The following is a 23,557-nucleotide window of genomic DNA, read 5'->3' as shown; positions in this document are numbered from 1 at the left end:
CGACTCGGGACACTGCGTGGCTCAGGCCTTGTCGGCGGCTACCAGCTTGAGCAGCTCTGCCCCCTCGGGCACCTGGTCGCCTGGCGCGTACAGCAGCTCCTGCACCACGCCGTCGGCTGGGGCGGCAATGGTGTGCTCCATCTTCATGGCCTCCATCACCGCCAGTGGCTGCCCCTTGGCAACCTTGTCGCCCGCCTTCACGGCAAACGACACCACCTTGCCGGGCATGGGGGCTGTGAGGCGTCCGCCTTCAGCCGCTGCCTCGCCCGCGTGGGCCAGCAGGTCGATGGCGGTGATCTGCGTGGCGCCCAGCGGGGTGAACACATGGTCCACCTCGCCCTGCGCGTACACGGCAGCGCGCGTGCGCTGGCCGGCGAACTGCAACTCGATGGCGCCCTGGGGCGCTGCGCCAAAGACCAACGAACCGGACACGGCAGCGTCGCCCTCGCCCACCTTCAAGTGCAAGCCGCCACCGCGCTCGTAAGTCAGCAGCGCCTTGGCGTGTTCACCGCCAAATTCAAATTCAAACCGGCGCTGCACCACGCCATGCGTGTGAAAGCCGTCGCGGCGGCTGAACGGGTCCACGCCCTCGCTCGTACGCTCATTCAGCAGGGCCTGCGCCACGGCCGCCGCAGCGGCCAGGGGCAAGCCCACGGGTTCCTGGTGGAACAACACAGCCTGCTCACGCGGGATCAGCGCCGTGTCCAGCTTGGCGCGGGCAAACGCATCGGTGCGTGCCACGCGGCGCAAAAACTGCACGTTGGTTGCCAGGCCCACGATGTGGGTCTGGGCCAGCGCCTCGTCCAGCCGCGCCAACGCCTGTTCGCGCGTGTCGCCGTGCACGATGAGCTTGGCCACCATGGAGTCGTAGAACGGGCTGATCGCATCGCCCTGTCGCACGCCGGAATCCACGCGCACCGCGCCGCGTTCAAACGTCACGCAATCGGGCAGCGCATACACATTGAGCGCACCGGTCGCGGGCAGGAAGTTGTTGTCGGGGTTCTCGGCACAAATGCGGGCTTCGATGGCGTGGCCGATGATGCGCAGGTCTTGCTGCTGGAGCGGCAAGGGCTCGCCCGACGCTACACGCAGCTGCCACTCCACCAGGTCGAGGCCGGTGATCGCCTCGGTCACAGGGTGCTCCACCTGCAGGCGGGTGTTCATCTCCATGAAGTAGAACTTCATCTGCTCGGGCGCGTCGTAGCCGCCGGGCTGCTCGACGATGAACTCCACCGTGCCCGCGCCCACATAGTTCACAGCCTTGGCGGCGGCCACGGCAGCCTCGCCCATGCGGGCGCGCAGCTCGGGCGTCATGCCCGGCGCAGGCGCTTCCTCCAGCACCTTCTGGTGGCGGCGCTGCACGGAGCAATCGCGCTCAAAAAGGTACACACAGTTGCCGTGCGTGTCGCCAAACACTTGGATCTCGATGTGGCGCGGGCGCTGCACGTACTTTTCGACCAGCACCGCGTCGTCACCAAAGCTGTTGATGGCCTCGCGCTTGCAGGAGTCGAGCGCCGCCGCAAAATCCTCGGCCTTGTCCACGGCGCGCATGCCCTTGCCGCCGCCGCCGGCGCTGGCCTTGATGAGCACCGGATAGCCAATACGATCCGCCTCGCGTTGCAGCAGCGCCGGGTCCTGGTCAGCACCGTGGTAGCCGGGCACCAGGGGCACCTGGGCCTGCTCCATGAGGCGCTTGGATTCGGCCTTCAGCCCCATGGCATTGATGGCGCTGGCGGGGGGGCCAATGAAAACCAAGCCCGCGTCGGAACAGGCCTTGGCGAAGTCTTCGTTCTCGCTCAGAAAACCGTAGCCAGGGTGGATGGCCTGCGCGCCCGTGGCCTTAGCGGCCTCGATGATGCGCTCCCAGCGCAGGTAGCTGTCCTTGGGCGCGCTGCCGCCGATGTGCACGGCCTCGTCGCACACGGCCACATGTTTGGCATTGGCGTCGGCGTCGGAATACACGGCGACGGTTTTCACGCCCAGGCGCTTGGCCGTGGCGGCCACTCGGCAAGCGATCTCACCGCGATTGGCAATCAAAATTTTCGTAAACATCTAAGCCACCTTGGCAGAACCAGAAAAGAAAGAGGACAAACGCCGCACCACGGCGCGCAGAAATTGGAACAGCACCACCAGCAGCAGCACCGACACCGCTACCATCACCACCAGCGCGATGCCAAAGGCCACCGGGTACTGCGTGGCCAGCCACACCACAGCCACCACCAGACCGTCTTCAAAGAACGACAGACCCCAGTTGGAAAACGGCTCGGGCGAGGTGTTCACGGCGGCGCGGGTGGTCATCTTGGTGGCCAGCGCCGTTGCCGAGAGGGAGCCCCCCAGCAGTCCCGCCACCACGGCCATGGTGGCGTTGTCGGCGCCAAACACGCCATAGGCCAAGGCGGCGCCCGCAGGCACGCGAATGAAGGCGTGCACGGCATCCCAGGCGCTGTCCACCCAGGGCACCTTGTCGGCAAAAAACTCCACCATCAGCATGAAGCCGCTGACCATCAGCACCAGCGGGTGCTGCAGCATCGCCAGGCCTGGCGGCAGCGGCATCCAGCCCAGCACGCCCATCATGCCGACCAGGAACACCACGGCATACAGCCGGAACCCGCTGGCCCAGCCCAGTGCGGCGGCCAGCGCCAGCAGGCTGGGCATGTCGAGCTTCGCAGTTGCTGTGGCTGCCGCGTCGCCCACGGCGCGCGCCGTGCCGCCATCCACATGCAGCCCTAGCGTGTGAAGCCACTGCACGATGTTGAACCAGAGGGTGTCCATGGGCGATACCGGTCAGCCCAACCAGTTGGGCTTGCGCTTGGCAAGGAAGGACTGCACGCCCTCCTTGCCCTCATCGCTGGCGCGGATGTCGGCAATGCCCTGCACCGTGGCGGCGATGAGGCCCGCGTTGATCTCCCGCTCTGCCACATCCATCACCAGCTTCTTGCACACGCGCACAGCGTTGGGGCTGGCGCTGGTCAGGGCCTTGAGCAGTTCGTCCACTTTGGCGTCGAGCTGGTCAGCCACCACGACCTCGTGCACAAACCCAATGCGCAAGGCTTCGGCCGCGCCAAAACGCTCTGCCGTGAGGAAGTAGCGGTGCGCAGCACGTGCACCCATGGCACGGATCACATAGGGGCTGATGGTGGCGGGGATGAGCCCCAGCTTCACCTCGCTGAGGCAAAAGCCTGCCGTGTCCACGGCCACGGCCATGTCGCACGCGGCCACCAAGCCCATGCCGCCTGCATATACATCGCCCTGCACGCGGGCAATCGTGGGCTTGGGGCATTCGTAGATCACGCGCAGCATCTCGGCCAGCTTGCCTGCATCGGCGATGTTTTCGTCGCGCGTGTAGTCGGCCATGCGGCGCATCCAGTTGAGGTTGGCACCGGCGCAAAAGGCAGGGCCTTCTGCGGCGAGCACCACGGCGCGCACATCGGCACGCCCACCCACATCTTTGAAGGCGGCGGTGATCTCGGCAATGACCTCATCGCTGAAGGCGTTGCGAATCTCAGGCTGCGTGAGCGTGATGCGCGCCACGGCGCCGGTTTGGGTGATGGAAAGGTTCTGGCTGCTCATGGCTTGGACGGGTTTTGCAGAAAGTAGACAAGGTCCAGCTCGGGACAGGGCTGGCCCAGCGCGGTTAATGCCGCAGTGATCTGACCCCGGTGGTGCGTGCCGTGGTTGAACACGTGCGCCAGCGTGGCCGCAAACGGCAGCGATGCCGCCGTGCCACGCATGGTGGTGTAGTCGAGCGTGCCGCTCCAGCGATCAGGCGAGAACGAAGCAATCAACGGTGCCCAGCGGGCAGCGCCTTCGCGCAACCGGGCATCGAGTTGCGCGCGGTCGGGCTCCAGCTCGGCGTCCAGCGCCACCTTGGGCGAGATGCCTTCGGCAAAGCGCACGAACCACAGATGGTGCTCGCCCACCAGCAGGTGGTTGAGCGTGCCGTGGATGCTGTGGAAGAACAACCCCACATCGCGCCGGTAGTCCTCTTCCGGCAGCGCCCGCACGGCATCGAGCAGGCGCGCCGTGGCCCACACGTTGTAGCGTGCCAGCTGGGTGAAATGCGCAACAGCGTCCATGGCGGCTCCCGGCGGGTTACATACGGAACAGGCCGAACTTGGTGTCTTCGATGGGCGCATTGCGCGTGGCGGCCAGCCCCAGCGCCAGCACACGGCGGGTGTCGGCGGGGTCGATCACACCGTCATCCCACAAGCGCGCAGTGGCGTAGTAGGGGTGGCCCTGGTCTTCGTATTGACGGCGGATGGGGGCCTTGAAGGCTTCCTCCTCCTCCATGCTCCACTGGCCGCCCTTGCCTTCGATGCCGTCGCGCTTCACCGTGGCCAGCACGCCTGCGGCCTGCTCGCCGCCCATCACGCTGATGCGCGCGTTGGGCCACATCCACAGGAAGCGGGGCGAGTACGCGCGGCCGCACATGCCATAGTTGCCTGCGCCAAAGCTGCCGCCGATGATGATGGTGAACTTGGGCACGCTGGCCGTGGCAACGGCCGTCACCATCTTGGCGCCGTTGCGGGCGATGCCTTCGTTCTCGTACTTGCGGCCCACCATGAAGCCGGTGATGTTCTGCAGGAACACCAGCGGGATCTTGCGCTGGCAGCACAGCTCGATGAAGTGCGCACCCTTGAGCGCCGACTCGCTGAACAGGATGCCGTTGTTGGCGATGATGCCGACCATCATCCCTTCGATGCGTGCAAAGCCCGTGACCAGTGTGGTGCCGTAGCGCGCCTTGAACTCGTCGAACTCGCTGCCGTCCACGATGCGCGCAATGATCTCGCGCACATCGAACGGCTTGCGCGTGTCCACGGGAATCACGCCGTACAGCTCGTCTGCTGCGAATTTAGGAGCTACCGGCGCATGATCTGCGGGCGCCTGCGGCTTGTTTTTATTCAAATTGCGCACTGCATTACGTGCCAGTTGCAGCGCGTGCATATCGTTCTGCGCCAGGTGGTCGGCCACACCCGACAGGCGGGTGTGCACGTCGCCGCCGCCCAGGTCTTCGGCCGTCACGACCTCGCCCGTCGCGGCCTTGACCAGCGGCGGGCCACCCAAAAAGATGGTGCCCTGGTTCTTGACGATGATGGACTCGTCACTCATGGCCGGCACGTAGGCACCACCTGCCGTGCACGATCCCATGACCACGGCGATCTGCGAGATGCCCATGGCGCTCATGTTGGCCTGGTTGAAGAAGATGCGGCCGAAGTGGTCGCGGTCAGGAAAGACTTCGTCCTGGTTGGGCAGGTTGGCGCCGCCCGAGTCCACCAGGTAGATGCAGGGCAGGTGGTTCTGCTGCGCCACTTCCTGCGCGCGCAAGTGCTTCTTGACGGTGAGCGGGTAGTAGGTACCGCCCTTCACCGTGGCGTCGTTGCACACGATCATGCAGTCCACGCCGCTCACGCGGCCAACGCCCGCAATGAGCCCCGCGCTGGGCGCGTCGTTGTTGTACATGTTGAGCGCGGCCAGCGGCGCCAGTTCGAGGAACGGCGTTCCCGGGTCCAGCAGCATCTGCACGCGCTCGCGCGGCAGCAGCTTGCCCCGCGCCGTGTGCTTGGCGCGGGCCGCCTCGCCGCCGCCCTGGGCAACCTTGTCGAGCTGCGCGCGCAGGTCATCCACCAGTGTGCGCATGGCGGCGGCATTGGCCAGAAAGTCCGCCGAGCGGGCATTGAGTTGGGTGTCAAGAATGGTCATACGTTGTGGCTCTTTCAAGCGGTTTTCTGTTCTTCCAGGCCCAGCTGGTCCTTCATCTCGTCGCGGATCTTGAACTTCTGGATCTTGCCCGTCACCGTCATTGGAAAGCTGGTGACAAAGCGGATGTAGCGCGGCACCTTGTAGTGCGCAATCTGGCCCTTGCAGAAGGCGCGGATGTCGTCCTCGGTGGGCCGCGTACCGGGCTTGGCGATGATCCAGGCGCACAGCTCCTCACCGTACTTCTGGTCGGGCACACCCACCACCTGCACGTCCTGCACCTGCGGGTGGCGGTACAAAAATTCTTCGATCTCGCGCGGGTAGATGTTCTCGCCGCCACGGATCACCATGTCCTTGATGCGGCCGACGATGTTCACATAGCCCTCGGCATCCATGGTGGCCAGGTCGCCGGTGTGCATCCAGCCGCCGTCGTCGATGGCCTCGCGGGTCTTGGCCTCATCGCCCCAGTAGCCGTGCATGACGGAATAGCCTTTGGTGCAGAACTCGCCGCGCTGGCCGACGGAAACGATGGCGCCCGTGTCAGGGTCCACGATCTTCACCTCCAGGTGCGGCTGCACCTGGCCCACGGTCGATACGCGCTTGTCCAGCGGCGTGTCGGTGCTGCTTTGGCAGCTCACGGGGCTGGTCTCGGTCATGCCGTAGGCGATGGTGATTTCGCGCAGGTTCATCTGCTCCACCACACGCTTCATCACCTCGGTGGGGCAGGGCGAGCCCGCCATGATGCCGGTGCGCAGGGTGCTGAGGTTGAACTCGGCAAAACGCGGGTGATCCAGCTCGGCAATAAACATGGTGGGCACGCCGTGCAGGCCGGTGCAGCGCTCGTCCTGCACCGTCTGCAGCACGGTGATCGGGTCGAATCCGTCATTGGGGTACACGATGGCAGAGCCATGCGTGAGGCAGGCCAGGTTGCCCAGGACCATGCCAAAGCAGTGGTACAGCGGCACGGGGATGCATAGCCGGTCTTCGGGCGTGAGCTTCATGCATTCGCCAATGAAGAAGCCGTTGTTCAGGATATTGCGGTGCGTGAGCGTGGCCCCCTTGGGGAAGCCCGTGGTGCCGCTGGTGAACTGGATGTTGATGGGGTCAGTGGCCTTGAGCGTCGCTGCGATGGGCGCCAGGCGCGGGTCGGCCGCGTTGCCGCGTGCCAGCAGGTCGGTAAATCGCATCAGGCCCGGTTCGTCGGCGCCCTGCCCTGCCTCATCGATCCAGACCACCGTGTTCAGGTGGGGCAGCTTCACGGAGCCGAGCTGGCCCGGCTGCTGGTGGTGCCATTCGGGCGCCAGCTCGCGCAGCATGCCCAAGTAGTCGCTGGTCTTGAAGCGGGCCATGGTCACCAGCAGCTTGCAGCCCACCTTGTTCAGCGCGTATTCGACTTCGGACGTGCGGTAGGCCGGGTTGATGTTGACCAGCACCAGGCCCACCTGCGCGGTGGCCAGCTGCATCAGCACCCATTCGGCGTTGTTGTGCGACCAGATGCCCACGCGGTCGCCGGGGGTGAGCCCCATGCCCAGCAGCGCGCTGGCCAGGCGGTGCGCCTCGGTCTGCAATTGGGCGTAGGTGTAGCGGCGGCCCTGGTGCACGCTAACCAGCGCCTCGCGCTCGGGCTGGCGGGCCACCATGTCGGCAAAGAAGGCGCCGATGGTTTGCTCGATCAGGGGAACATCGGTAGCGCCACGGGCGTAGCTGTCCACCAGCGGTGCGGATTGTGTTGCGGCTGCAGTCGTCACGGGTTTGTCTCCTCGGTCATCCGGCCAGCGCGGGCAGAGCACGCGTGGCAAGCCATTCGAAAGCATAGGCAAGCATAGAAGCCCACGGCCCGGCCGGGTTGCCACAATGGTTGCAAATCGTGCCACGGCTGGCACACTCTGTAACGTGAAATCACCTGCCTCTATCGCCCACCGCCTGCCTGCTTCCGCCACAGCCCCCGCAGCGACGCCCATCGCACCGGCGGCCACGCCCATCGCGTTCGTGCGCGCCATTGCTCTGGCCTATGAACGGCGCGGCATGAGCCCCGAACGCGCCCTGGCCCAGGCACAGATTGCGCCGCAGCTGCTGCAAGACGACAGCGCCCGCATCACCGCCTGGCAGATGGAACAGATCTCCGACGCCGCCATGCAGGAGCTGGACGACGAAGCCCTGGGCTGGTTCAGCCGCCGCCTGCCCTGGGGCAGCTACGGCATGCTGGCGCGCGCCAGCATCAGCTCGCCCACGCTGCAGGTGGCCCTGGCCCGCTGGTGCCGCCACCATGGCCTGCTGGCAGACGACATTGCGCTGCACCTCACCACCCAGGGCGACACCGCCACCCTGGCCATCACTGAGGCCCGCGACCTGGGCGCGCTGCGCGAGTTCTGTCTGGTGTCGGTACTGCGCAATGCCCACGGCCTGGCCTGCTGGATGGTGGACTCGCGCATCCCCCTCATCGCCGCCGAGTTTGCCTTTGATGCGCCCCCGCATGCCGATGCCTACGCCGTGCTGTTCCGTGGCCCCGTCACCTTCCACGTGCCACGCACCGCCCTGCACTTTGACGCCCGCTATCTGCACCTGCCCCTTCGCCGCGACGAACAGGCCCTGCGCCAGATGCTGCAGCACGCCCTGCCCCTGACCGTGCTGCACTACCGCCGCGACCGCCTGCTGGTGCAGCGCGTGCGCCAGTTGCTGGCTGCCCCCCTGCCGGGGCAACCGGCCCACGCCCTGCCCCAGCACAGCGCGGATTCGCTGGCCGCGCTGCTGCATGTGTCGCCGCGCACACTGCACCGGCAGCTGAAGGAAGAAGGCGCCACGCTGCAAGGCCTGAAAGACGAGGTGCGCCGCACCCGCGCGGTGGAACTGCTGCACCGCACGCAGCGGCCCATCAAACAGGTGGCCGAGGCGGCGGGGTTTGAGAACGAGAAGAGTTTTATCCGGGCGTTCCGGGGGTGGACGGGGCAGTCGCCTGCGGAGTTTCGGCGGGTGGTGAGGGTGTAGTGAACAACCTAGCGAATGCAGACAAAGTCGGCGCCCGAGACACTTAAACTTGGCAACGGGAGAGACAGGATCATCGCGGCCTTGATTGCATCCGAACGTTTACTCAGCATCCTCAAAATACTCCTTCTCAAAAGAGCAATTCGCCTCGCAATGCGGCCAAATTGCAATCCCAGAACCTCTCCGCCAACACACTAACGCTAGGACTCACATGGCGCAGCGCGTTCCTTCAACCTCGTCTGCCAGCGTCTTTGGAGGGCTCTGGTTCGTGTTTCAACACGCAGACAATCGTTTCGCTCTCTGGATTTCGTCCCTCACCGGTAAGGAGGAACTTTATTTAAACGACGCCCTGGTAGCTGTGAGGCGAAAGATTGCTCTGACGTCCGTGCACGAGCTCACCTTGAACGGATCCAAGTATTCGCTGGAGCTTTCCACTAAGAACATGCGTCGAGGGATTTTTGAATGTGTGTTACGTGAAAACGGCCACCCCGTTGCCGCCTTGGCAACAGAGTACGTTGTGCCTCGACGGGGGCTACAAAGCGCAATCGCCCTCATTGGTACGGCTCTAGTTGTGTATCTATCGCTGAAGACGCACTCGTCCTTCGGCCTAGCCGGGCTCGGGATTCTGGTTTGGGCAGCCCTTTCATTTGCGATTATGGGCAGGGGTAGCGGCTATGCCATTCGCGCCATCCCCCCAAGAGAAAGTCAGAAAACCTAACATGCGAACGAAACGGATACACGGTTAGGTAGCAACGCGACCCACTAGACAATTTAGCTTTGAATGGCGCTTGGATCAATCACTACAACAGTCTGCCAATTCAGGGCATAGCCCAGTACCACCCAAGCAGCGTTGAGTGCCCAAAAGAACGACAAGGCGAACCCACTACATGCTCCACCTCCACCACTGCATCAGCGCCCGCTCCTTCCGCCCCCTGTGGATGCTCGAAGAGCTGCAACTCCCCTACCAGCTCCACATGCTTCCCTTCCCGCCCCGCGCCAAGGCGCGGTGGTTTCTGGACGAGAACCCGCTGGGCACGGTGCCGCTGCTGGTGCAGGGCGCCGCGCCGAACGAGGTGCGCATGACCGAATCGGCGGCGATGTGCCAGTACCTCGCCGCCACACACCCCGACGCGGGGCTGGATGTGGCACCCACGCATCCGGCGTATGGCGCCTACCTGAACTGGCTGCACATGAGCGATGCCACGCTGACCTTTCCGCAGACGCTGGTGCTGCGCTATGGGCGGTTTGAGCCTGCGGAGCGGCAGCAGCCGCAGGTGGTGGAGGACTACAGCCGCTGGTTCCTGGCCCGGCTGCGCGCCGTAGAAACGGCCCTGACCCACAGCCGCACCGAGCACCTGTGCGCGGGCCGCTTCACGGCGGCGGATGTGGCGGTGGGGTATGCGCTGCTGCTGGCGCAGCACCTGGGGCTGGATGCGCAGTTTGGCCTGGCCACGCAGGCCTATTGGCAGCGGCTGCAGCAGCGGCCCGGCTACCAGCGTGCCATGGCGGCGCAGGTGCGGGCTGCCGAGGAGCAGGGCGTGCCCACAACCCCGGCGCCGGATACGCGGCCCTGAGCGCTCTCCAGAACCCCTGAGCGCGCGCCCTCAGTCCTTGGCCTGCAGCCCCGCTGGCGGTGCATGTGGCGCATGGGGATCGGGGCTGAGCAGCGATTGCACCAGCGCCCGGAACTCGGGCGAGTGGCGCAGCACGCTGCCGCCCGCCTCGATGAGGTCGGTGACTTCTTCCGACGTGATCGAGAACGCCGTGGGCACCTGCAGCAAGCGGCGGCGTGCGATGTCGTCGGGGGCGTCGCGCAGGTTGACGGGGATGACGTGGATCTCTGCGTCGGGCGCAAACACGTCGTTGGCGCCGGTGGGGCCTGACGCCAGCGAGCGCTGCCATTGGCGTGTGATGTCGCGCAAGAACTCTTGCGTCTCGCGCGTGGCGCGGGCGCCGGTGCCGAACAGCAGGGCGTCCACCACCTGCGCCATGTTGGGCACCTTGTCGCTCATGTCGATGTTGACCGAGGGATCGCGCTCGGCGTTTACCGTGATCAGCACCAGCTTGCGGATGGTGGCAGGCGGTATGCCGACCTCGCTGAAGGTCTGGCGCAGGCCGCCATTGGCCAAGGCGCGGTCCAGCAGGCGCTGCACCCCCAGGTTGTCGGCCAGGCCGCCATCGACCAGATGGATGTAGGGCTTGCGCTGCGCATCCACATAGCTCAGTTCATGGGCGCGATTGAGCCGCACGCGGTAGTCGCCCGCTGCCGCCGCGGCGACCGATGGGGAGGGACGATCGGGGCACTGGTCGGCGTAGTTCTTGAGCGTCATCGGGCTCAGCAGCAGCGGCACCGCCGACGAGGCCGCCACGGCGAACGACAGCGGCACCTTGCGCAGGTCTGAGCAGATCAGCGAAAACTGCTCCCAGGTGAACTCAAAGCCGGTGCCCAGCGACATGTCGGTGGCGGTGATGAACAGCTGCGGGTGGCGCGGGCGCCGCTCCACGTCGCCAAAGGTGAGGCCGCCATACAGCTCGTCCAGCCGCCGTGCCAGCAGGTGCGTGCGGCCCAGCCAGGGGGAGGTCAGGTCGATCAGATTACCGGGGCGCAGCGCCTGGGTGATGAGGCTGTTCTGGAAGTTCTGGCGCAGAAAGTCCTGTTCAAAGCGTGGCAGCCCCTCGATGCCATGCGCCGCAAAGTAGGCCGCCACAATGCTGCCGCCCGACACACCGCTGACAACATCAGTGGCGTCCAGCAAGGTGGTGGGGTTGCCGTTCCACACAAACCGCGTCTGCTGCAGCTCGGTCAGCACGCCATAGCCAAACGCGGCGGCCCGCGCCCCACCGCCTGACAGCGTGACGGCCACGAGGATGGTCGGGTCGCGCTCGGACTTGCGCACAGGGATGTTCTGATCGCCCGCAGGCAGGGGTTCGTTGATCCAGGGTTTGACCGACGAACAGCCCGCCAGCAACGCCAGGGCGGCAGCCAGTACCGTGTGCTTCATGGCCCGCGCAAAGGTGTTCATCGCCATGTCCCTTTTTCTGTGCACCCGTGTCAGCAGCCGAGCAAGCCGGGCAGCTCGGCCATGCTGCGAAACACGTGCTGCGCCCCTGCAGCCCGCAGCGCGGCCCCATCGTCCAGCGGGGCGTAGGCAAACACGGTGGCCCCGGCAGCCACACCGGCGGTGACGCCGGTCACCGTGTCTTCGACCACCGCACAGCGCGAGGGCGCTGCCTGCAGCGCTGCAGCGGCGGCAAGGTACACATCGGGTGCGGGCTTGGTGGCGGGCATTTCGTGGCCGCTGAAGATGTGGCCCGCAAAGTACGGCGCCAGGCCCACCTTGGCCAACTGCATCTCGACCTTGAAACGGTCGGCCCCCGAGGCACAGGCAATGCGCCCGCCGTGGTGGGCGTGCACACGCTCAACAGCGCCGTGGATGTGCTCGATGGCGGTGAGCTGAGCCTCCAGCGCAGCATTGCGGCGCGCGTAGAAGGCCGACATCCATTCGTCGGTCAGTGGGCGGCCCGTGTGGTGCTCAATGCGCGCGGCCTCGCTGCGCACCATCTTGCCGATGAAAAGGCGCATGCACTCTTCCGGCGTCAGCACCCACCCGGCCTCGGCCAGCATGTCGCGCAGCACGCCGTTGGTGATGGGCTCGCTGTCCACCAGCACGCCGTCACAGTCAAACAGGATTGCTTCAAATTTCATAGCTATCAAGACATATTGCACTAGCGCGCGAGGTGGTTTTGGCTTGAATTTCAGCCATGGAGGTCTCCATCGACATAGAACCAGCGCCCACCCTCGCGCACAAAACGGCTGGTCTCGTGCAGGCGCACGGCGCGCCCAGCGACACGGTAGCGGGCCACAAACTCGACCACGGCGTGGTCGGCATCGGTGGCGACGTATCGGCGCACGTCCAGCCCGAGCCATTTGGCCCCCGCATCAAAGTCGAGCGTGGCCGGGCGCGTGCTGGCGTGCCAGGTGGCCTGCAGGTAGTCGGCCCGCTCGCACGCAAAGGCGGTGTAGCGCGACCGCATGAGGCTTTCGGCATCGAGGGCGGCCATGGCATCCAGCCCAGGTGCCGCCAGGTAACGGCCGCAACAGCTGGCGAATGGCAAGGGGGCTGCGCTTTTGCCCTTGCTGCCACCCGGGCCCGCAGGCGCCAGGCGCCCGCAGGGGCAGGGGTCGTTAGGCTGTGGCAAAGGCATCGTGATGCCCTTCAGCGCAAGGCACCAAACACCTTGCGCGCGATGGCGCTGCCGGCGGCGGCAGGGTCCTGGCGGATCTTGCGCTCTTCTTCGCCGATCATGAGGTACAGGCCGTCCAGCGTCTTGCCGGTGACGTACTGCGCCAGGTTGGCGTCTTCGGCCTTCAGCAGGCCAAAACTCGCGGCCTTGCCCGCGAAGGCGTTGTATTTCTGCGTGAGGCCGACTTTCTCGGTGGCCTGGTTCACCACCGGCAGAAAGCGCTGGCCCAGTGGCGTGCGCGTCTTGTCGGCAAAAAAGGCGGTCACCGAGTTGTCGCCGCCGGTGAGGATGTTCTTGGCATCGGTCACTGTCATGTTCTGCACCGCGCCCACTAGCAGGTCCTTGCCCATGGGCACGGCCGCTTCGGCAGCGCGGTTGATGGACACGACCAGCTCATCGATGCGCTTGCCCTGGCCCAGCGACTTCATCACCTTGGCGGCGTCGTCCAGGTAGCCCGGCAGGCCGATGCGCACCTTGGGGTTGCCCAGAAACCCGTCATTGCGGCCCAGCAGCGACACCGCCGCCTGCGCGCCCTGGGTCAGCGCGGCCTTGAGGCCGCTGGAGGCGTCGGCATTGGTGAGGTCGCCCAGCGACAGCGCCCAGGCGTGCTGCGCAGTGGCGCACAGCAGCGCCCCCATGAGGCTGGTTTGGTGGAATTGGCGGCGTTGCATGGGGCGGTACTTTCGATGGGGGCAGCAGAGGAGGCCCACTCGGCCGCCACTGCAATGAGGGCGCACTGTGCCGGAGCCGTGCGGGGGATTGCCCGGGATTTTCGCTCAGCGAATGAGGGGCAAGCCGCAGGCCGTAGACTGGCCCCACCCAAGCATCCAACAAGGAACCTTGCAATGTGGCAAATGAGTGTGCCGTGGTGGGAGTTTGTGCTGCGCGGCGTGGTGGTGTATCTGTTCTTGCTGGTGTTCATGCGCCTGTCGGGCAAGCGGCAGACAGGGCAGTACGAGCCGTTTGACCTGATCCTGCTGCTGATCCTGTCGAACGCGGTGCAGAACTCGATGAACGCGGGCGACAACTCGCTCGTGGGCGGGCTGGTCTCTGCCAGCACGCTGATGCTGCTGCATGTGGCGCTGGCGCGGCTGGCGTTCCACTTCCCGCGCATCGGGCGCTGGGTGGACGGCAAGGCCCAGGTGCTGATCCACCAGGGCGAGCTGAACCAGGCGCTGATGCGCAAGGAGCTGCTGACCCGCGACGACGTGGAGGCCGCACTGCGCGCCGGTGGCTGCCTGCACGCGCACGAAGTGGAACGCGCCACCATCGAGACCAACGGGCAGATCACCGTGGTGCTGCGCCGCCGTGGCGAAGAGGGCTGAGCCGCCCCGCGCCCACTCCAACAATCTGCGCCCCCCATAGGCCCTCACAACACACGCGACCCGATATGACTGCACTGAACGTTCTGGGCACCATGCTGATGCCCTGCTCCTACGACCCGCTGACCGGCTACTACCGCGATGGCTGCTGCAACACCGACGAGCACGACCACGGCACCCACGTGATCTGCGCACGCATGACACAGGCGTTTCTGGACTTCTCGCTGTCGCGGGGCAATGACCTCATCACCCCCCGGCCCGAATACCGGTTTGCAGGACTCAAGGCCAACAACCGCTGGTGCCTGTGCGCCCTGCGCTGGAAGGAAGCCTACGAGGCGGGTGTGGCACCGCCGGTGATCCTGGAATGCACCCATGCCCGCGCACTGGAGTTTGTGACGCTGGCGCAGTTGCAGAGCGCGGCGCTGTCCAGCAGCTGACCGTTCTGACAAGCGCGGGGCGCACTCCGGGCCGGGTGCGCCCCCCTTGCACCCTACCTCTGTCGGGTTGCCGGTGATTGGCTGCACGGCGAAAGATCAGGACTTTGTGTTCCTCCCTTTCGCTGCACATGCGGCCACATCCGTCACCATGACTATCACCCTTCCTGCCCCGCTGCGGCGCGCACGTGCCGCTGCCACCCCGCCCCGTTCAACCACCCCGCTGCGCCTGTGCGCAGTCAGCGCGGCCGTGGCCGCTGCTGCACTGCTGAGCGGCTGCGAGACCACCAACATGCGCATGGGCAGCGCCGATGCCAAGACCGTGGCCACCGGCAGCGCTGCCGGCGGAGCCTCTACCGGTGCCAGCGACTCGCTGGAGCGTTGCGAAAGCCCGCTGGGCACCGTCTCGCTGATCGAAAACCAGCAGGCTGGCTGGTACACCATCCTGCGCGACCAGTACCGCCTGCCACCCACCGCCAACCTGCTGCGCCTGCTGGTGCAGCAGTCCAACTGCTTTGTGGTGGTGGAGCGCGGCGCCGCCGGCATGAACGCGATGACGCGCGAGCGCGCGCTGATGCAGTCGGGCGAAATGCGGCAGGGCAGCCAGTTTGGCCAGGGGCAGATGGTGGCCTCGGACTATGGCCTGTCGCCCGAAATCGTGTTCCAGAACAACAACGCTGGCGGTGCCTCCGCCTCGCTGGGAGGCCTGGTCGGTGGCCGTGCGGGGGGCCTGCTGGCAGCCATCGGCGGCAACATGAACACCAAGGAGGCCAGCGCGCTGCTCACGCTCATCGACAACCGATCCGGTGTGCAAGTGGCGGCGTCGGAAGGCAGTGCCGCCAAGACCGACTTTGGCGCCATGGGGCAACTGCTGGGCGGATCGGGCGGCGCGCGCATGGGCGGCTACTCCAACACGGCCGAAGGCAAGGTGATTGCGGCCGCTTTCATGGATGCGTTCAACCAGATGGTGCAGTCGCTGCGCAACTACCGCGCCCAAACGGTGAAGGGCCAGGGCCTGGGGGGTGGCGGGCGGCTGAGTGTGGACGGCGCCGCACCGCCCTCGCAGACATCGGCCGCGCGTGCTGCCGCGCAAAACAATGGAGCCACCGCAGGACTTTCGCTGCGCGATGCGCAGGCCCGCCTGAACGAGCTGGGCTACAACGCGGGCACGCCCGATGGCGCCATGGGCGGCAAGACTACGGCAGCGCTGCGCGCCTTTCAGAAGGACAAAGGGCTGCCCACATCCGGGCGGCTGGATGCGGCGACGGCGGCGGAACTCGCTCGCTGAAGCCTGAGGGATGCCCCGGGGACACCGGGGCGGGTGGCCCTGCAGCAATGGGCGCGCTCCAACACAAAGCGGATCACATCCGAGCAAAGAAAAGCCCCCGCAGCAACTTCGCTGCGGGGGCTTTGGGTTGGTTGGGGGGCTGTACAGCCCCCAGCACTCAGTTTTGCGTGTAGCAGGTCTTGGCGGGCAGGACGGTGTCCACGTAGCTCTCCACGCTGGCCGCCGTCGGGAACGCGGTGGGTATCTGATCGCCAAAGATGCACAGGCGGGGCCCCTTGCGTGCCCAGACGGCGCGCGATGTCAGGCCCGACGGCTGGGTCCACAGCCCCCAGAAAGCGGTCAGCGTGGCGGTGCTGCCGTTGCGGTCGAACGCCACATTGCCCACATCGGTCAGCGGACCGGCAACGGTGCCCGTGCCGGAACAGTTGGCGTCGGCATAGGTCACCACGCCAATCTGCCCCACCACGCGGGTGTCGCTCTGGCGGGTGATGCGCCACAGCGAGCGCCCCCAGGTTCCTGGCCGCACCACCACGCACAGCTCCTGCTTCCAGTCGCCCTCCGGCAGCCCCAGCGCCGCCGTCGCGCAGCTCACGTCCACCGAACTCACATTGGCCGACCCTACCGTGCCCGTTCCGTTGCGCACCGTGCAGCTCTGGCCCGAAGGCTGCGTGCGCACCGTGATGGCGTAGGCCGTGCCACCCGCCAGTGCCGTGCCGAACGTGAAGCCGCCGTTGCTGGAGACCGACAGATCGTCGCGCCCGTTGTTCTGCAGCACCACCGCGCCACCCGCCAGGCCGTTGACCGAGCCGCCCACCGTGTAGGTGGCAGCCGCCAGGTTTTCGCAGCGCACCTGCACGTTGCTCACGTTGGCAGTGGCTGTACCGGTGCCTTCCGTCACCGTGCAGCGCTGCCCGCTGGGCTGGGTCTTCACGGTGACGGCATAGGCAATGCCGTTGTCCAGACGCGTGACGAACACGAAGTTGCCATTGGCATTCACGGTCAGGTCGTCCTTGCCGGCGTTCTGCAGCGTCACCGTTTTGCCAGCCCCCAGGCCGCTGACCGCGCCGCCGATACTGAATGCGCCAGCGCTGGGCGGAGGCGTGCCGTTGTCGTCATCACCACCGCCGCAGCCCACCAGCAAGGCGGCAGCCAGGCCCAGGGGGGCCCAGCGGAAGATAGGTCGTGCAGAGTGCCAGGTGCGCCCGGCACCCGTTGCGCTGGCTTGTCGTGTCATGAACAGAAACCTCGTGATGGTGAATGGAGCGCGGATTCTGCGCAGCACCCCATCCCGTGCGAAACCCTACGCTGGTAGGGTTTGCGCGCCGCCCATCCTGCTGAACACTTGGCAGAATTTGCCCGCAGGCATACCTTCTGGCACCGGCATCCCGCCGGGTTGCGCCCCTCCACCACCGCATGTCCTCCACCTCTCACTACGCGCTCATCCTTGACGACCATCCGTTGGTGGCACACGGCATGGCCGAATTCCTGCGCGCGCGACTGCCGCAGATGGACGTGGTGGTGGCCGCAGGGGCAAACGACCTTCTGCGCTGGGTGGACACGCGGGGCACACCGGCCATCGCGCTCATCGACTTCTGGCTGGCAGAAGGCGCCGCCGTGGGCCTGATCGCCCAGGTGCGCAACCACTGCCCCGGAATGCCCATCGCGGTGATCAGTGGCGACGATGACCCCGCCGTGATGGACCAGGCCCGGCAGGCAGGCGCGCAGGGCTTCATCCACAAACAAGCAGCGCCTGAAACCTTCGGGCTGGCGGTGGAGGCCTTGCTGAGTGGGCTGGTCTGGTTTGAGCCGGGTCATCCGGGCAGCCAGCCGCTGCGCAGCCGCGACCTGCCGGTGACACCGGCCGAGCTGGGCCTGTCTGCGCGGCAGGGCCAGATCCTTGCGCTGGTGCTGCAGGGACTGCCCAACAAGCGCATTGCATCGCAGCTGGATATTGCAGAGAGCACCGTGAAGGAGCACGTGACGGGCATCCTGGAGCGGCTGCGGGTGCGCACACGGGTCGAGGCCATCACCCTGCTGCGCGGGCGGCGGCTGGAGCTGCCCTGATGCGCCTCGTCCGGGCTGTGGTGCTGGTCGCGGCCTTGTGCCTGCAGACGGCATTGCCCGCAAGGGCGCAGGCACTGAACCCGGACCTGGCCGAGCTGGACCGGCTGCAAAACCTGTCGCAACGCAACAGCGCCGAGGCCGTGCAGGCGCTGCAAGCCGCTGCGGCACGTTTTGCCAACGCGGCCGATGCCGCGACCCGGCGCACTTACTTGGCGGCGCTGACAGACGCGGCCTTCGAGACCGGGCAGGCGACGGTGGTGACCGAGGGCATTGCGCAGCTGAAGGCGCTCGCCGCTGAGCAAAAAGATCCGTCGTCGCAGGTGCTGGCTGTCTGCTTCGAGGCCCGGCAACTGGCCGTGGCGGGAAAAACACGCGCCGGACTGGACGCACTGGCGCGCGAAGCGGCCGCCGCCGAGCGCGCACCCGACCCCTGGGTGCGCTGGCTCTATCACCTGACGCTGGGCGCCCTGCACAGCGGCAACGGCCAGTTCGAAACGGCGATGACCCACCTGCTGCGCAGCCTGGAACTCTCGCGCACGCTGCCACGCCAGGCGGCCACGTCTGAGCTGCGGTCGCGCACCCACCTGGAGCTGCTGCACTTCGACATGAAGAACCCGGACCGGGCGCTGCAAACCATCCGCGAGACGCTGCCCCTGGCCGAAAAGCTGGACGCCCGGCAGGCGCTGGGCTGGCTGCACCTGCACCGTGGCAATGTGGAAAACGTGCAGGGCAACCTCGACACCGCCGTGGCCGCCTACCGGCAGTCCTTGCAGATCGCCCGCGCTGGAGGGCTCACCGGGCTCCAGGCCACGGCGCTGAACAACCTGGGCGACGTCCTGCTGCAGCGCAAGGCGTATGCCGCGGCCGAGCCCGTATTGCGCGAGGCCCTGGCCGCGTACCGCAATGCACACGAGCTGAACGGGGCCGCAATGGCGCAAGCCAATCTGGGCTTTGCACTCATGGGCCAGGGCCGCATTGCGGCTGGGGTGCATGAGGTGGAGGCAGGCATCCGGTTTGTGCACGAAGCGGGCTCCCTGCCCATGGAAGAGCAGCTGCTGGGCGAGCTGTCGCGCATGTACGAGCAAGCCGGTCTTTACCGCGAGGCCATGGCCACCACCCGCAAGCAGCAGGCGCTGGCCAAGGAGCTGTTCCATACCGAGCGCGACCAGGCCGTGACGGCCTTGCAGGAGCGCTTTGACAGCGCTGAACGGCAGCGCCAGATCGAGCAGCTGGCGCAGGCCAACCGGGTGCAGGATGCCGAGCTGCGCGTGCGCCGCATGCAGCAGATCGGACTGGCGGCTGCGGTGGCACTGGCACTGCTTGCAGCGGGCGCCAGCTTCTGGCTGTACCGCCGCACGCGCACTGCCAACGAGGCCCTGGCCGAAGCCCGGCGCCAGGCGGAAGGCGCCCTGACCGAGAAAAACCTGTTCCTCGCCACCGCCAGCCACGACCTGCGCCAACCCGTGCACGCCATGTCCTTGATGGTGGAGGCGATCAACCTGCGCAATACCGACCCGGTCCTGCGCCCGCTGGTGGCCGACCTGCGCACCAGCATGCAGGCCATGAGCCAGCTGTTCAATGCGCTGCTGGACCTGTCGCGCCTGGAGTCGGGGCAGCCGCTGGGCCACAAAGCCGCCGTGGACCTTGGCGCGCTGCTGGCGGACGTTGTGCGCCTCTTCCGCGAGCAAGCCAGCCTCGGCGGCCTGACCCTGCGGCTGCGGCTGCCGCGCCGTGGCGCCACCGTGTGGGCCGAGCCGGTGCTGCTGCGCCAGGCGCTGGCGAACCTGGTGCAGAACGCCATCCGCTACACGCCGCAGGGCAAGGTGCTGGTGAGCGCACGCGCACGCGGCCGTGACTGGCTGGTGGAGGTGCGGGACACGGGCATTGGCATCGCCCCCGCCGATCAGGCCCGGGTGTTCAGCCCCTACTACCGGGGAGCGCGGGCCGACCAGATGGACGAAGCGGGGCACGGCCTGGGCTTGGCTGTGGTGGCGCGGTGCGCCGAGCAGTTGGGGGCGGCGTACGGCGTACGTTCGCTGGCGGGACAGGGGTCGCGCTTCTGGCTGCGGCTGCCAGCCCATGTGGCACCCGATGCAGGCGCGACCACCGCCCCCGCAGCGGCACACCGCCAGTCCATCGTGGACCGCCCGCTGCAGGGCCAGTGCCTGGTGCTGGACGATGACCCCCAGGTGCTCAAGGCCTGGCGCGCCATGCTCGAAGCCTGGGGCGTGACGGCAGCCTATGCCACCACCGGGGCCGAAGCCCATGGCCGGCTGGACGAAGGCCTGGTGCCAGATGCCATCTTCTGCGACCAGCGACTGCGCTCGGGCGAGAGCGGCTTTGACATCCTGCGCACGCTGCTGGCCCGCTGCCCTGCCGCCCGGGGTGCGATGGTCAGCGGCGAGTTCGACGCCCCCGCCTTGCGGGACGCCGAAGACGAGGGCTACCTGGTGCTGCGCAAGCCCGTGAACCCTGCAGAGCTGCACGCTGTGCTGGCGCAGTGGCTAGCCCCCAGCAACAGGCGGCAGGACCAGAGCGCGGTGCCTTTCCCATAAACACAGGCAGCTACTTTTTCAATAGCGCGGTAGTACACCTACCGGTGTCTTTCGAAGCCGCAGCCGCCGCAGAACGTGCGGTTGTTGCCTGCGGCCTGCTCAGGCAAAGGCAGGTATCACGGCACCGGTCGTCTGCCAGCGGTGCACCGCCCGTCTGCCCGCTGCACGCGGCGATCACGCAGCCCCCTACCATCCGCAGCCAACGACCGGCGACACCGACACGCTGGCAAGTCATATGAGGAGGGAGCCACACCATGACCACCACCGGGACCACCCCACCGCCCGGCCAGCCCCGCTGGCTGTACCAGGCGCAGGATGCGCAAGGCCGCCCCACCGAGGGCTTCGTGCATGCCCAGACGGCCGAAGAAGCCATGCAGGCCATTGCGGCGCTGCAGCAGCCCCCGCTGACCCAGGTGCAGTTGCACACCTCGGGGCTGTATGCCCGTGCGATGACCGAGATGGCGGACGACGCACTGGGCACCCTGGACGTGAAGGCACTGCGCCAGCTGGCGCGCGACCAGATCGAAGCGCAGCAGAACCCCGGCCTGTGGACCACGCTGCGCCAGCTGCTGCGCAACAACCGTACCTGGCTGCTGGTGTGCGCGGCCCTGGTGGCGCTGGCCGTGTGGCGCCAGTGGAGCCCATGGGTGCAAGGGATTCTGGTACTGGCCATGCTGGCGCCGCTGGGGGTCTTTGCCTACATGCACCAGTTTCAGCGCACGTACCAGCAGATGCTGCACGCGCACGCCACGGGCGACCTGCCCCGCCTCGACGTGCTGGCCCAGCGGCTGGCCCGCGCGGCCGAACGGCATGCGTTCTTGCGGCAGCCCGCCTGGGACGCCGCGGTGCGCATGGCCTGGTTCGAGGCGCGCGCCGAAGGGGTGGACGCCGCCATCCTGCGCTTGCGCATCCACCCCATGCGCCCGGCGGACGAAGGCGAATTCTTGGCCCGCATCTATACCTTGCCCCTGGCCACGGGCGACCATGCGGGCTTTACCGCCCGGCTGCGCGAGCTGATGGCGCAGCGGCCGGGAGAGCCCACTTTGCAGTTGGACCTGGCCCTGGGTGAGGCCCGCGCGGGCCACACCGACGAAGCGCAGCGCCTCGTGGACACGCTGCAGCCCGCCATGCTGCCACCCCACGGGCAAGCGTTCATCGACTGGGTGCGGGGCATGATTGCGCTGCGCGACCCGGCCCGGGCGGGCGAGGCCGCCAGCCACCTGGGCAAGGCGTGTGAGCAGTTTCTGGGGCTGGTGCGCAAGGCCCCGGGCGCCTGGCCCTCACTGGCCGTATGCACCTGCGACTACGCACTGGCACTGGCCTGGAGCGGGCGTGCCGAAATGGGGCGCACCGTGTTCGCCAGCGTGCAGCCGGTGGCCCGGCACCACGCCGAGCCCGAGCGGCTGGCGCTGCTGGAGCGCGAGTTGCGCCTCAGGGGCTGAGCGTTTTTTGAGCTGCGCCCGAAAGGCCGGCGAAAGGCGGGCCGAGAAACCTGACTCGCAGGCTCAGGCCAGCGCGCGCTGGATGATGATCTTCTGCACGTCGCTCGTGCCTTCGTAGATCTGGCACACGCGCACGTCGCGGTAGATGCGCTCCACCGGGAAGTCGTTCACCACGCCGTAACCGCCCAGCGTCTGGATGGCGGCGCTGCACACGCGTTCGGCCATTTCGCTGGCAAACAGCTTGGCCATGGCGGCTTCCTTCAGGCAGGGCTTTCCGGCATCGCGCAGCGCGGCGGCGTGCCAGATGAGCTGGCGCGCGGCCTCGATCTGCGTGGCGCAGTCGGCCAGGCGAAAGCCGACGGCCTGGTGGTTGAAGATGGCGGTGCCGAAGCTTTCGCGCTCTTTGGAATATGCCAGCGCCGCATCGAACGCGCTGCGCGCCATGCCCACGCTCTGCGCGGCGATGCCGATGCGGCCGCCTTCGAGCGCGCCCAGGGCGATCTTGTAGCCCTCGCCCTCGGCGCCGATGAGGTTCTCGGCGGGGACGCGGCAGTTGTCGAAGTTGATCTGCGCCGTGTCGCTGCTGTGCTGGCCCAGCTTGTCTTCCAGCCGCGCCACCACGTAGCCGGGGTTGTTGGTGGGCACGAGAAACGCGCTCATGCCCTTCTTGCCCGCGCCCTTGTCGGTGACGGCGATGACGATGGCCACATGACCGTTCTTGCCGCTGGTGATGAACTGCTTGACCCCGTTGATCACGTATTCATCGCCCTGCTTCACCGCCGTGGTTCGCAGGGCAGAGGCGTCGGAGCCCACATGTGGCTCGGTCAGGCAAAACGCGCCCAGCATTTCGCCACGCGCCAGCGGCGTGAGCCAGTCGCGCTTTTGCTGCGCGTTGCCGTAGCGCACGAGGATGGCGTTGACCGGGCAATTGGTCACGCTGATGGCGGTGCTAGTGCCGCCATCACCGGCGGCGATCTCTTCGAGCACCAGCGCGAGCGTGAGGTAGTCGAGGTGGGCGCCGCCAAACTCTTCGGGCACGCAGATGCCATACGCGCCCAGCGCGGCCAGGCCCTGGTGGGCCTCCTTGGGGAAGTGGTGTTCCTTGTCCCAGCGTGCGGCATTCGGCCACAGCTCGGTTTGCGCAAAGTCGCGCACCGCGTCGCGGATCATTTCCTGGTCTTGGGTCAGCAGCATGGGAGTGTCTCCAGAGTCGTTGTTCAAAAATTCGGGGGCTTGGTGGCTTGCGCACTACCAGTGGGCAGCGCGGCGGCCGTCATAGTGCAGCAGGCGGCCCTTGTCGGCAGCGGTCACGCTGGCCAGCGTGCTGCGCAGGCCGCGCACACTGTCTTCTACCGTCAGCGGCGCACCGCCGCCGCCCATGTCGGTCTGCACCCAGCCGGGGTCGATGGTGACCAGCGTGGCGCCGGGGTAGTCGTGCTGCGCGGCGGCCACGGCCATGTTGAGCGCGGCCTTGCTGGTGCGGTAAAGCCACGAGCCGCTGTTCGGCACGCTGCCGATCTGCGACATG

21 protein-coding genes and 1 pseudogene are annotated in these 23,557 nt (G+C 66.9%); 9 read left to right on the top strand and 13 right to left on the bottom strand.

From position 1 onward, the window contains the following. Positions 1–21 precede the first annotated feature (21 nt). The 6 genes from DBR23_RS16250 to DBR23_RS16225 are packed head-to-tail and all read right to left on the bottom strand — an operon-like array spanning position 22 to position 7,445. Positions 22–2,052 (bottom strand): acetyl/propionyl/methylcrotonyl-CoA carboxylase subunit alpha, encoded by a 2,031-nt coding sequence (locus DBR23_RS16250; protein WP_108498928.1) that lies wholly within the window; start codon positions 2,050–2,052, stop codon positions 22–24. Beyond that, positions 2,053–2,772 (bottom strand): DUF4126 domain-containing protein, encoded by a 720-nt coding sequence (locus tag DBR23_RS16245; protein WP_108498927.1) that lies wholly within the window; start codon positions 2,770–2,772, stop codon positions 2,053–2,055. It lies immediately after the preceding gene. Positions 2,773–2,784: 12 nt separating this feature from the next. After that, complete coding sequence (locus DBR23_RS16240; RefSeq protein ID WP_108498926.1) at positions 2,785–3,570, bottom strand: enoyl-CoA hydratase/isomerase family protein; 786 nt, start codon at positions 3,568–3,570, stop codon at positions 2,785–2,787. Beyond that, positions 3,567–4,076 (bottom strand): DinB family protein, encoded by a 510-nt coding sequence (locus DBR23_RS16235; protein ID WP_108498925.1) that lies wholly within the window; start codon positions 4,074–4,076, stop codon positions 3,567–3,569. The genes DBR23_RS16240 and DBR23_RS16235 overlap by 4 nt, the downstream gene beginning before the upstream one ends. Before the next feature lie 16 nt (positions 4,077–4,092). Further along, positions 4,093–5,700 (bottom strand): carboxyl transferase domain-containing protein, encoded by a 1,608-nt coding sequence (locus DBR23_RS16230; protein WP_108498924.1) that lies wholly within the window; start codon positions 5,698–5,700, stop codon positions 4,093–4,095. A 14-nt stretch (positions 5,701–5,714) separates the two neighbouring features. Next, positions 5,715–7,445, bottom strand: coding sequence for an AMP-binding protein (locus DBR23_RS16225; RefSeq protein WP_108498923.1), 1,731 nt, complete (start codon positions 7,443–7,445; stop codon positions 5,715–5,717). A 106-nt stretch (positions 7,446–7,551) separates the two neighbouring features. Between DBR23_RS16225 and DBR23_RS16220 the strand changes: the two genes are divergently transcribed. The 3 genes from DBR23_RS16220 (at position 7,552) to DBR23_RS16210 (ending at position 10,253) form a co-directional block, all read left to right on the top strand. Next, entirely contained in the window at positions 7,552–8,682 is a 1,131-nt protein-coding gene (locus DBR23_RS16220) for an AraC family transcriptional regulator (RefSeq protein ID WP_233250494.1), read from the top strand. Positions 8,683–8,890: 208 nt separating this feature from the next. After that, positions 8,891–9,397 carry a hypothetical protein gene (locus DBR23_RS16215; protein ID WP_108498922.1) on the top strand — a complete coding sequence of 169 codons (507 nt, stop codon included), beginning with the start codon at positions 8,891–8,893 and terminating at the stop codon, positions 9,395–9,397. Positions 9,398–9,566: 169 nt separating this feature from the next. Beyond that, a complete protein-coding gene (locus DBR23_RS16210; protein ID WP_108498921.1) occupies positions 9,567–10,253 on the top strand; it encodes a glutathione S-transferase family protein in 687 nt (228 codons plus the stop codon). Between the two features lie 30 nt (positions 10,254–10,283). Here DBR23_RS16210 and DBR23_RS16205 read toward each other — a convergent pair whose 3' ends face one another. From DBR23_RS16205 to DBR23_RS16190, 4 genes are read right to left on the bottom strand one after another with little or no spacing between them, the layout of a single operon-like run. Beyond that, the gene (locus DBR23_RS16205) at positions 10,284–11,702 is read right to left on the bottom strand and encodes a patatin-like phospholipase family protein (protein WP_108498941.1); all 1,419 of its coding nucleotides are present in this window, start codon (positions 11,700–11,702) and stop codon (positions 10,284–10,286) included. A gap of 29 nt (positions 11,703–11,731) precedes the next feature. Then, positions 11,732–12,385 carry an HAD family phosphatase gene (locus tag DBR23_RS16200; RefSeq protein ID WP_108498920.1) on the bottom strand — a complete coding sequence of 218 codons (654 nt, stop codon included), beginning with the start codon at positions 12,383–12,385 and terminating at the stop codon, positions 11,732–11,734. Between the two features lie 50 nt (positions 12,386–12,435). Beyond that, positions 12,436–12,885, bottom strand: a complete 450-nt coding sequence (locus DBR23_RS16195) for a YchJ family protein (protein ID WP_108498919.1) — start codon at positions 12,883–12,885, stop codon at positions 12,436–12,438. 11 nt (positions 12,886–12,896) lie between these two features. After that, positions 12,897–13,595 carry a DUF4197 domain-containing protein gene (locus DBR23_RS16190; RefSeq protein WP_099729207.1) on the bottom strand — a complete coding sequence of 233 codons (699 nt, stop codon included), beginning with the start codon at positions 13,593–13,595 and terminating at the stop codon, positions 12,897–12,899. 174 nt (positions 13,596–13,769) lie between these two features. Between DBR23_RS16190 and DBR23_RS16185 the strand changes: the two genes are divergently transcribed. The 3 genes from DBR23_RS16185 to DBR23_RS16175 all read left to right on the top strand — a co-directional run bounded on the left by DBR23_RS16185 (position 13,770) and on the right by DBR23_RS16175 (position 15,968). Next, positions 13,770–14,249: a DUF421 domain-containing protein gene (locus DBR23_RS16185; protein ID WP_108498918.1), complete on the top strand. Its 480-nt coding sequence runs from the start codon at positions 13,770–13,772 to the stop codon at positions 14,247–14,249. 65 nt (positions 14,250–14,314) lie between these two features. After that, positions 14,315–14,683, top strand: a complete 369-nt coding sequence (locus DBR23_RS16180) for a DUF2237 family protein (protein WP_056057809.1) — start codon at positions 14,315–14,317, stop codon at positions 14,681–14,683. A 148-nt stretch (positions 14,684–14,831) separates the two neighbouring features. Then, a complete protein-coding gene (locus DBR23_RS16175; RefSeq protein WP_233250493.1) occupies positions 14,832–15,968 on the top strand; it encodes a peptidoglycan-binding domain-containing protein in 1,137 nt (378 codons plus the stop codon). A 157-nt stretch (positions 15,969–16,125) separates the two neighbouring features. On the opposite strand, the gene DBR23_RS16170 is transcribed toward DBR23_RS16175, so the two are convergent. After that, positions 16,126–17,202: a hypothetical protein gene (locus tag DBR23_RS16170; protein WP_108498917.1), complete on the bottom strand. Its 1,077-nt coding sequence runs from the start codon at positions 17,200–17,202 to the stop codon at positions 16,126–16,128. Positions 17,203–17,381: 179 nt separating this feature from the next. Between DBR23_RS16170 and DBR23_RS16165 the strand changes: the two genes are divergently transcribed. The 3 genes from DBR23_RS16165 (at position 17,382) to DBR23_RS16155 (ending at position 22,029) form a co-directional block, all read left to right on the top strand. Beyond that, a complete protein-coding gene (locus DBR23_RS16165; protein ID WP_056743754.1) occupies positions 17,382–18,032 on the top strand; it encodes a response regulator transcription factor in 651 nt (216 codons plus the stop codon). Continuing rightward, entirely contained in the window at positions 18,032–20,587 is a 2,556-nt protein-coding gene (locus DBR23_RS16160) for an ATP-binding protein (protein ID WP_108498916.1), read from the top strand. The genes DBR23_RS16165 and DBR23_RS16160 overlap by 1 nt, the downstream gene beginning before the upstream one ends. 254 nt (positions 20,588–20,841) lie before the next feature. Continuing rightward, on the top strand, positions 20,842–22,029 hold the full coding sequence (locus tag DBR23_RS16155) for a hypothetical protein (RefSeq protein ID WP_108498915.1): 1,188 nt from the start codon (positions 20,842–20,844) through the stop codon (positions 22,027–22,029). Between the two features lie 63 nt (positions 22,030–22,092). On the opposite strand, the gene DBR23_RS16150 is transcribed toward DBR23_RS16155, so the two are convergent. Together DBR23_RS16150 and DBR23_RS30825 are read right to left on the bottom strand one after the other, a co-directional pair. Beyond that, the gene (locus DBR23_RS16150; protein WP_108498914.1) at positions 22,093–23,223 is read right to left on the bottom strand and encodes an acyl-CoA dehydrogenase family protein; all 1,131 of its coding nucleotides are present in this window, start codon (positions 23,221–23,223) and stop codon (positions 22,093–22,095) included. A 54-nt stretch (positions 23,224–23,277) separates the two neighbouring features. After that, positions 23,278–23,557 (bottom strand): annotated as a pseudogene (locus DBR23_RS30825) (short chain dehydrogenase); the annotation flags it as partial.

Origin of the sequence: Acidovorax sp. HMWF018 (assembly GCF_003061035.1) — a bacterium.
Lineage (GTDB): Bacteria > Pseudomonadota > Gammaproteobacteria > Burkholderiales > Burkholderiaceae_C > Acidovorax > Acidovorax delafieldii.
This window is presented reverse-complemented; position numbering and strand designations above follow the sequence as displayed.

Excerpts from the sequence above, each read along its gene's own strand:
- DBR23_RS16250 (WP_108498928.1), bottom strand. The coding sequence starts at position 2,052 with ATGTTTACGAAAATTTTGATTGCCAATCGCGGTGAGATCGCTTGCCGA.
- DBR23_RS16245 (WP_108498927.1), bottom strand. The coding sequence starts at position 2,772 with ATGGACACCCTCTGGTTCAACATCGTGCAGTGGCTTCACACGCTAGGG.
- DBR23_RS16240 (WP_108498926.1), bottom strand. The coding sequence starts at position 3,570 with ATGAGCAGCCAGAACCTTTCCATCACCCAAACCGGCGCCGTGGCGCGC.
- DBR23_RS16235 (WP_108498925.1), bottom strand. The coding sequence starts at position 4,076 with ATGGACGCTGTTGCGCATTTCACCCAGCTGGCACGCTACAACGTGTGG.
- DBR23_RS16230 (WP_108498924.1), bottom strand. The coding sequence starts at position 5,700 with ATGACCATTCTTGACACCCAACTCAATGCCCGCTCGGCGGACTTTCTG.
- DBR23_RS16220 (WP_233250494.1), top strand. The coding sequence starts at position 7,552 with ATGGTTGCAAATCGTGCCACGGCTGGCACACTCTGTAACGTGAAATCA.
- DBR23_RS16215 (WP_108498922.1), top strand. The coding sequence starts at position 8,891 with ATGGCGCAGCGCGTTCCTTCAACCTCGTCTGCCAGCGTCTTTGGAGGG.
- DBR23_RS16210 (WP_108498921.1), top strand. The coding sequence starts at position 9,567 with ATGCTCCACCTCCACCACTGCATCAGCGCCCGCTCCTTCCGCCCCCTG.
- DBR23_RS16205 (WP_108498941.1), bottom strand. The coding sequence starts at position 11,702 with ATGAACACCTTTGCGCGGGCCATGAAGCACACGGTACTGGCTGCCGCC.
- DBR23_RS16200 (WP_108498920.1), bottom strand. The coding sequence starts at position 12,385 with ATGAAATTTGAAGCAATCCTGTTTGACTGTGACGGCGTGCTGGTGGAC.
- DBR23_RS16195 (WP_108498919.1), bottom strand. The coding sequence starts at position 12,885 with ATGCCTTTGCCACAGCCTAACGACCCCTGCCCCTGCGGGCGCCTGGCG.
- DBR23_RS16190 (WP_099729207.1), bottom strand. The coding sequence starts at position 13,595 with ATGCAACGCCGCCAATTCCACCAAACCAGCCTCATGGGGGCGCTGCTG.
- DBR23_RS16185 (WP_108498918.1), top strand. The coding sequence starts at position 13,770 with ATGTGGCAAATGAGTGTGCCGTGGTGGGAGTTTGTGCTGCGCGGCGTG.
- DBR23_RS16180 (WP_056057809.1), top strand. The coding sequence starts at position 14,315 with ATGACTGCACTGAACGTTCTGGGCACCATGCTGATGCCCTGCTCCTAC.
- DBR23_RS16175 (WP_233250493.1), top strand. The coding sequence starts at position 14,832 with ATGACTATCACCCTTCCTGCCCCGCTGCGGCGCGCACGTGCCGCTGCC.
- DBR23_RS16170 (WP_108498917.1), bottom strand. The coding sequence starts at position 17,202 with ATGACACGACAAGCCAGCGCAACGGGTGCCGGGCGCACCTGGCACTCT.
- DBR23_RS16165 (WP_056743754.1), top strand. The coding sequence starts at position 17,382 with ATGTCCTCCACCTCTCACTACGCGCTCATCCTTGACGACCATCCGTTG.
- DBR23_RS16160 (WP_108498916.1), top strand. The coding sequence starts at position 18,032 with ATGCGCCTCGTCCGGGCTGTGGTGCTGGTCGCGGCCTTGTGCCTGCAG.
- DBR23_RS16155 (WP_108498915.1), top strand. The coding sequence starts at position 20,842 with ATGACCACCACCGGGACCACCCCACCGCCCGGCCAGCCCCGCTGGCTG.
- DBR23_RS16150 (WP_108498914.1), bottom strand. The coding sequence starts at position 23,223 with ATGCTGCTGACCCAAGACCAGGAAATGATCCGCGACGCGGTGCGCGAC.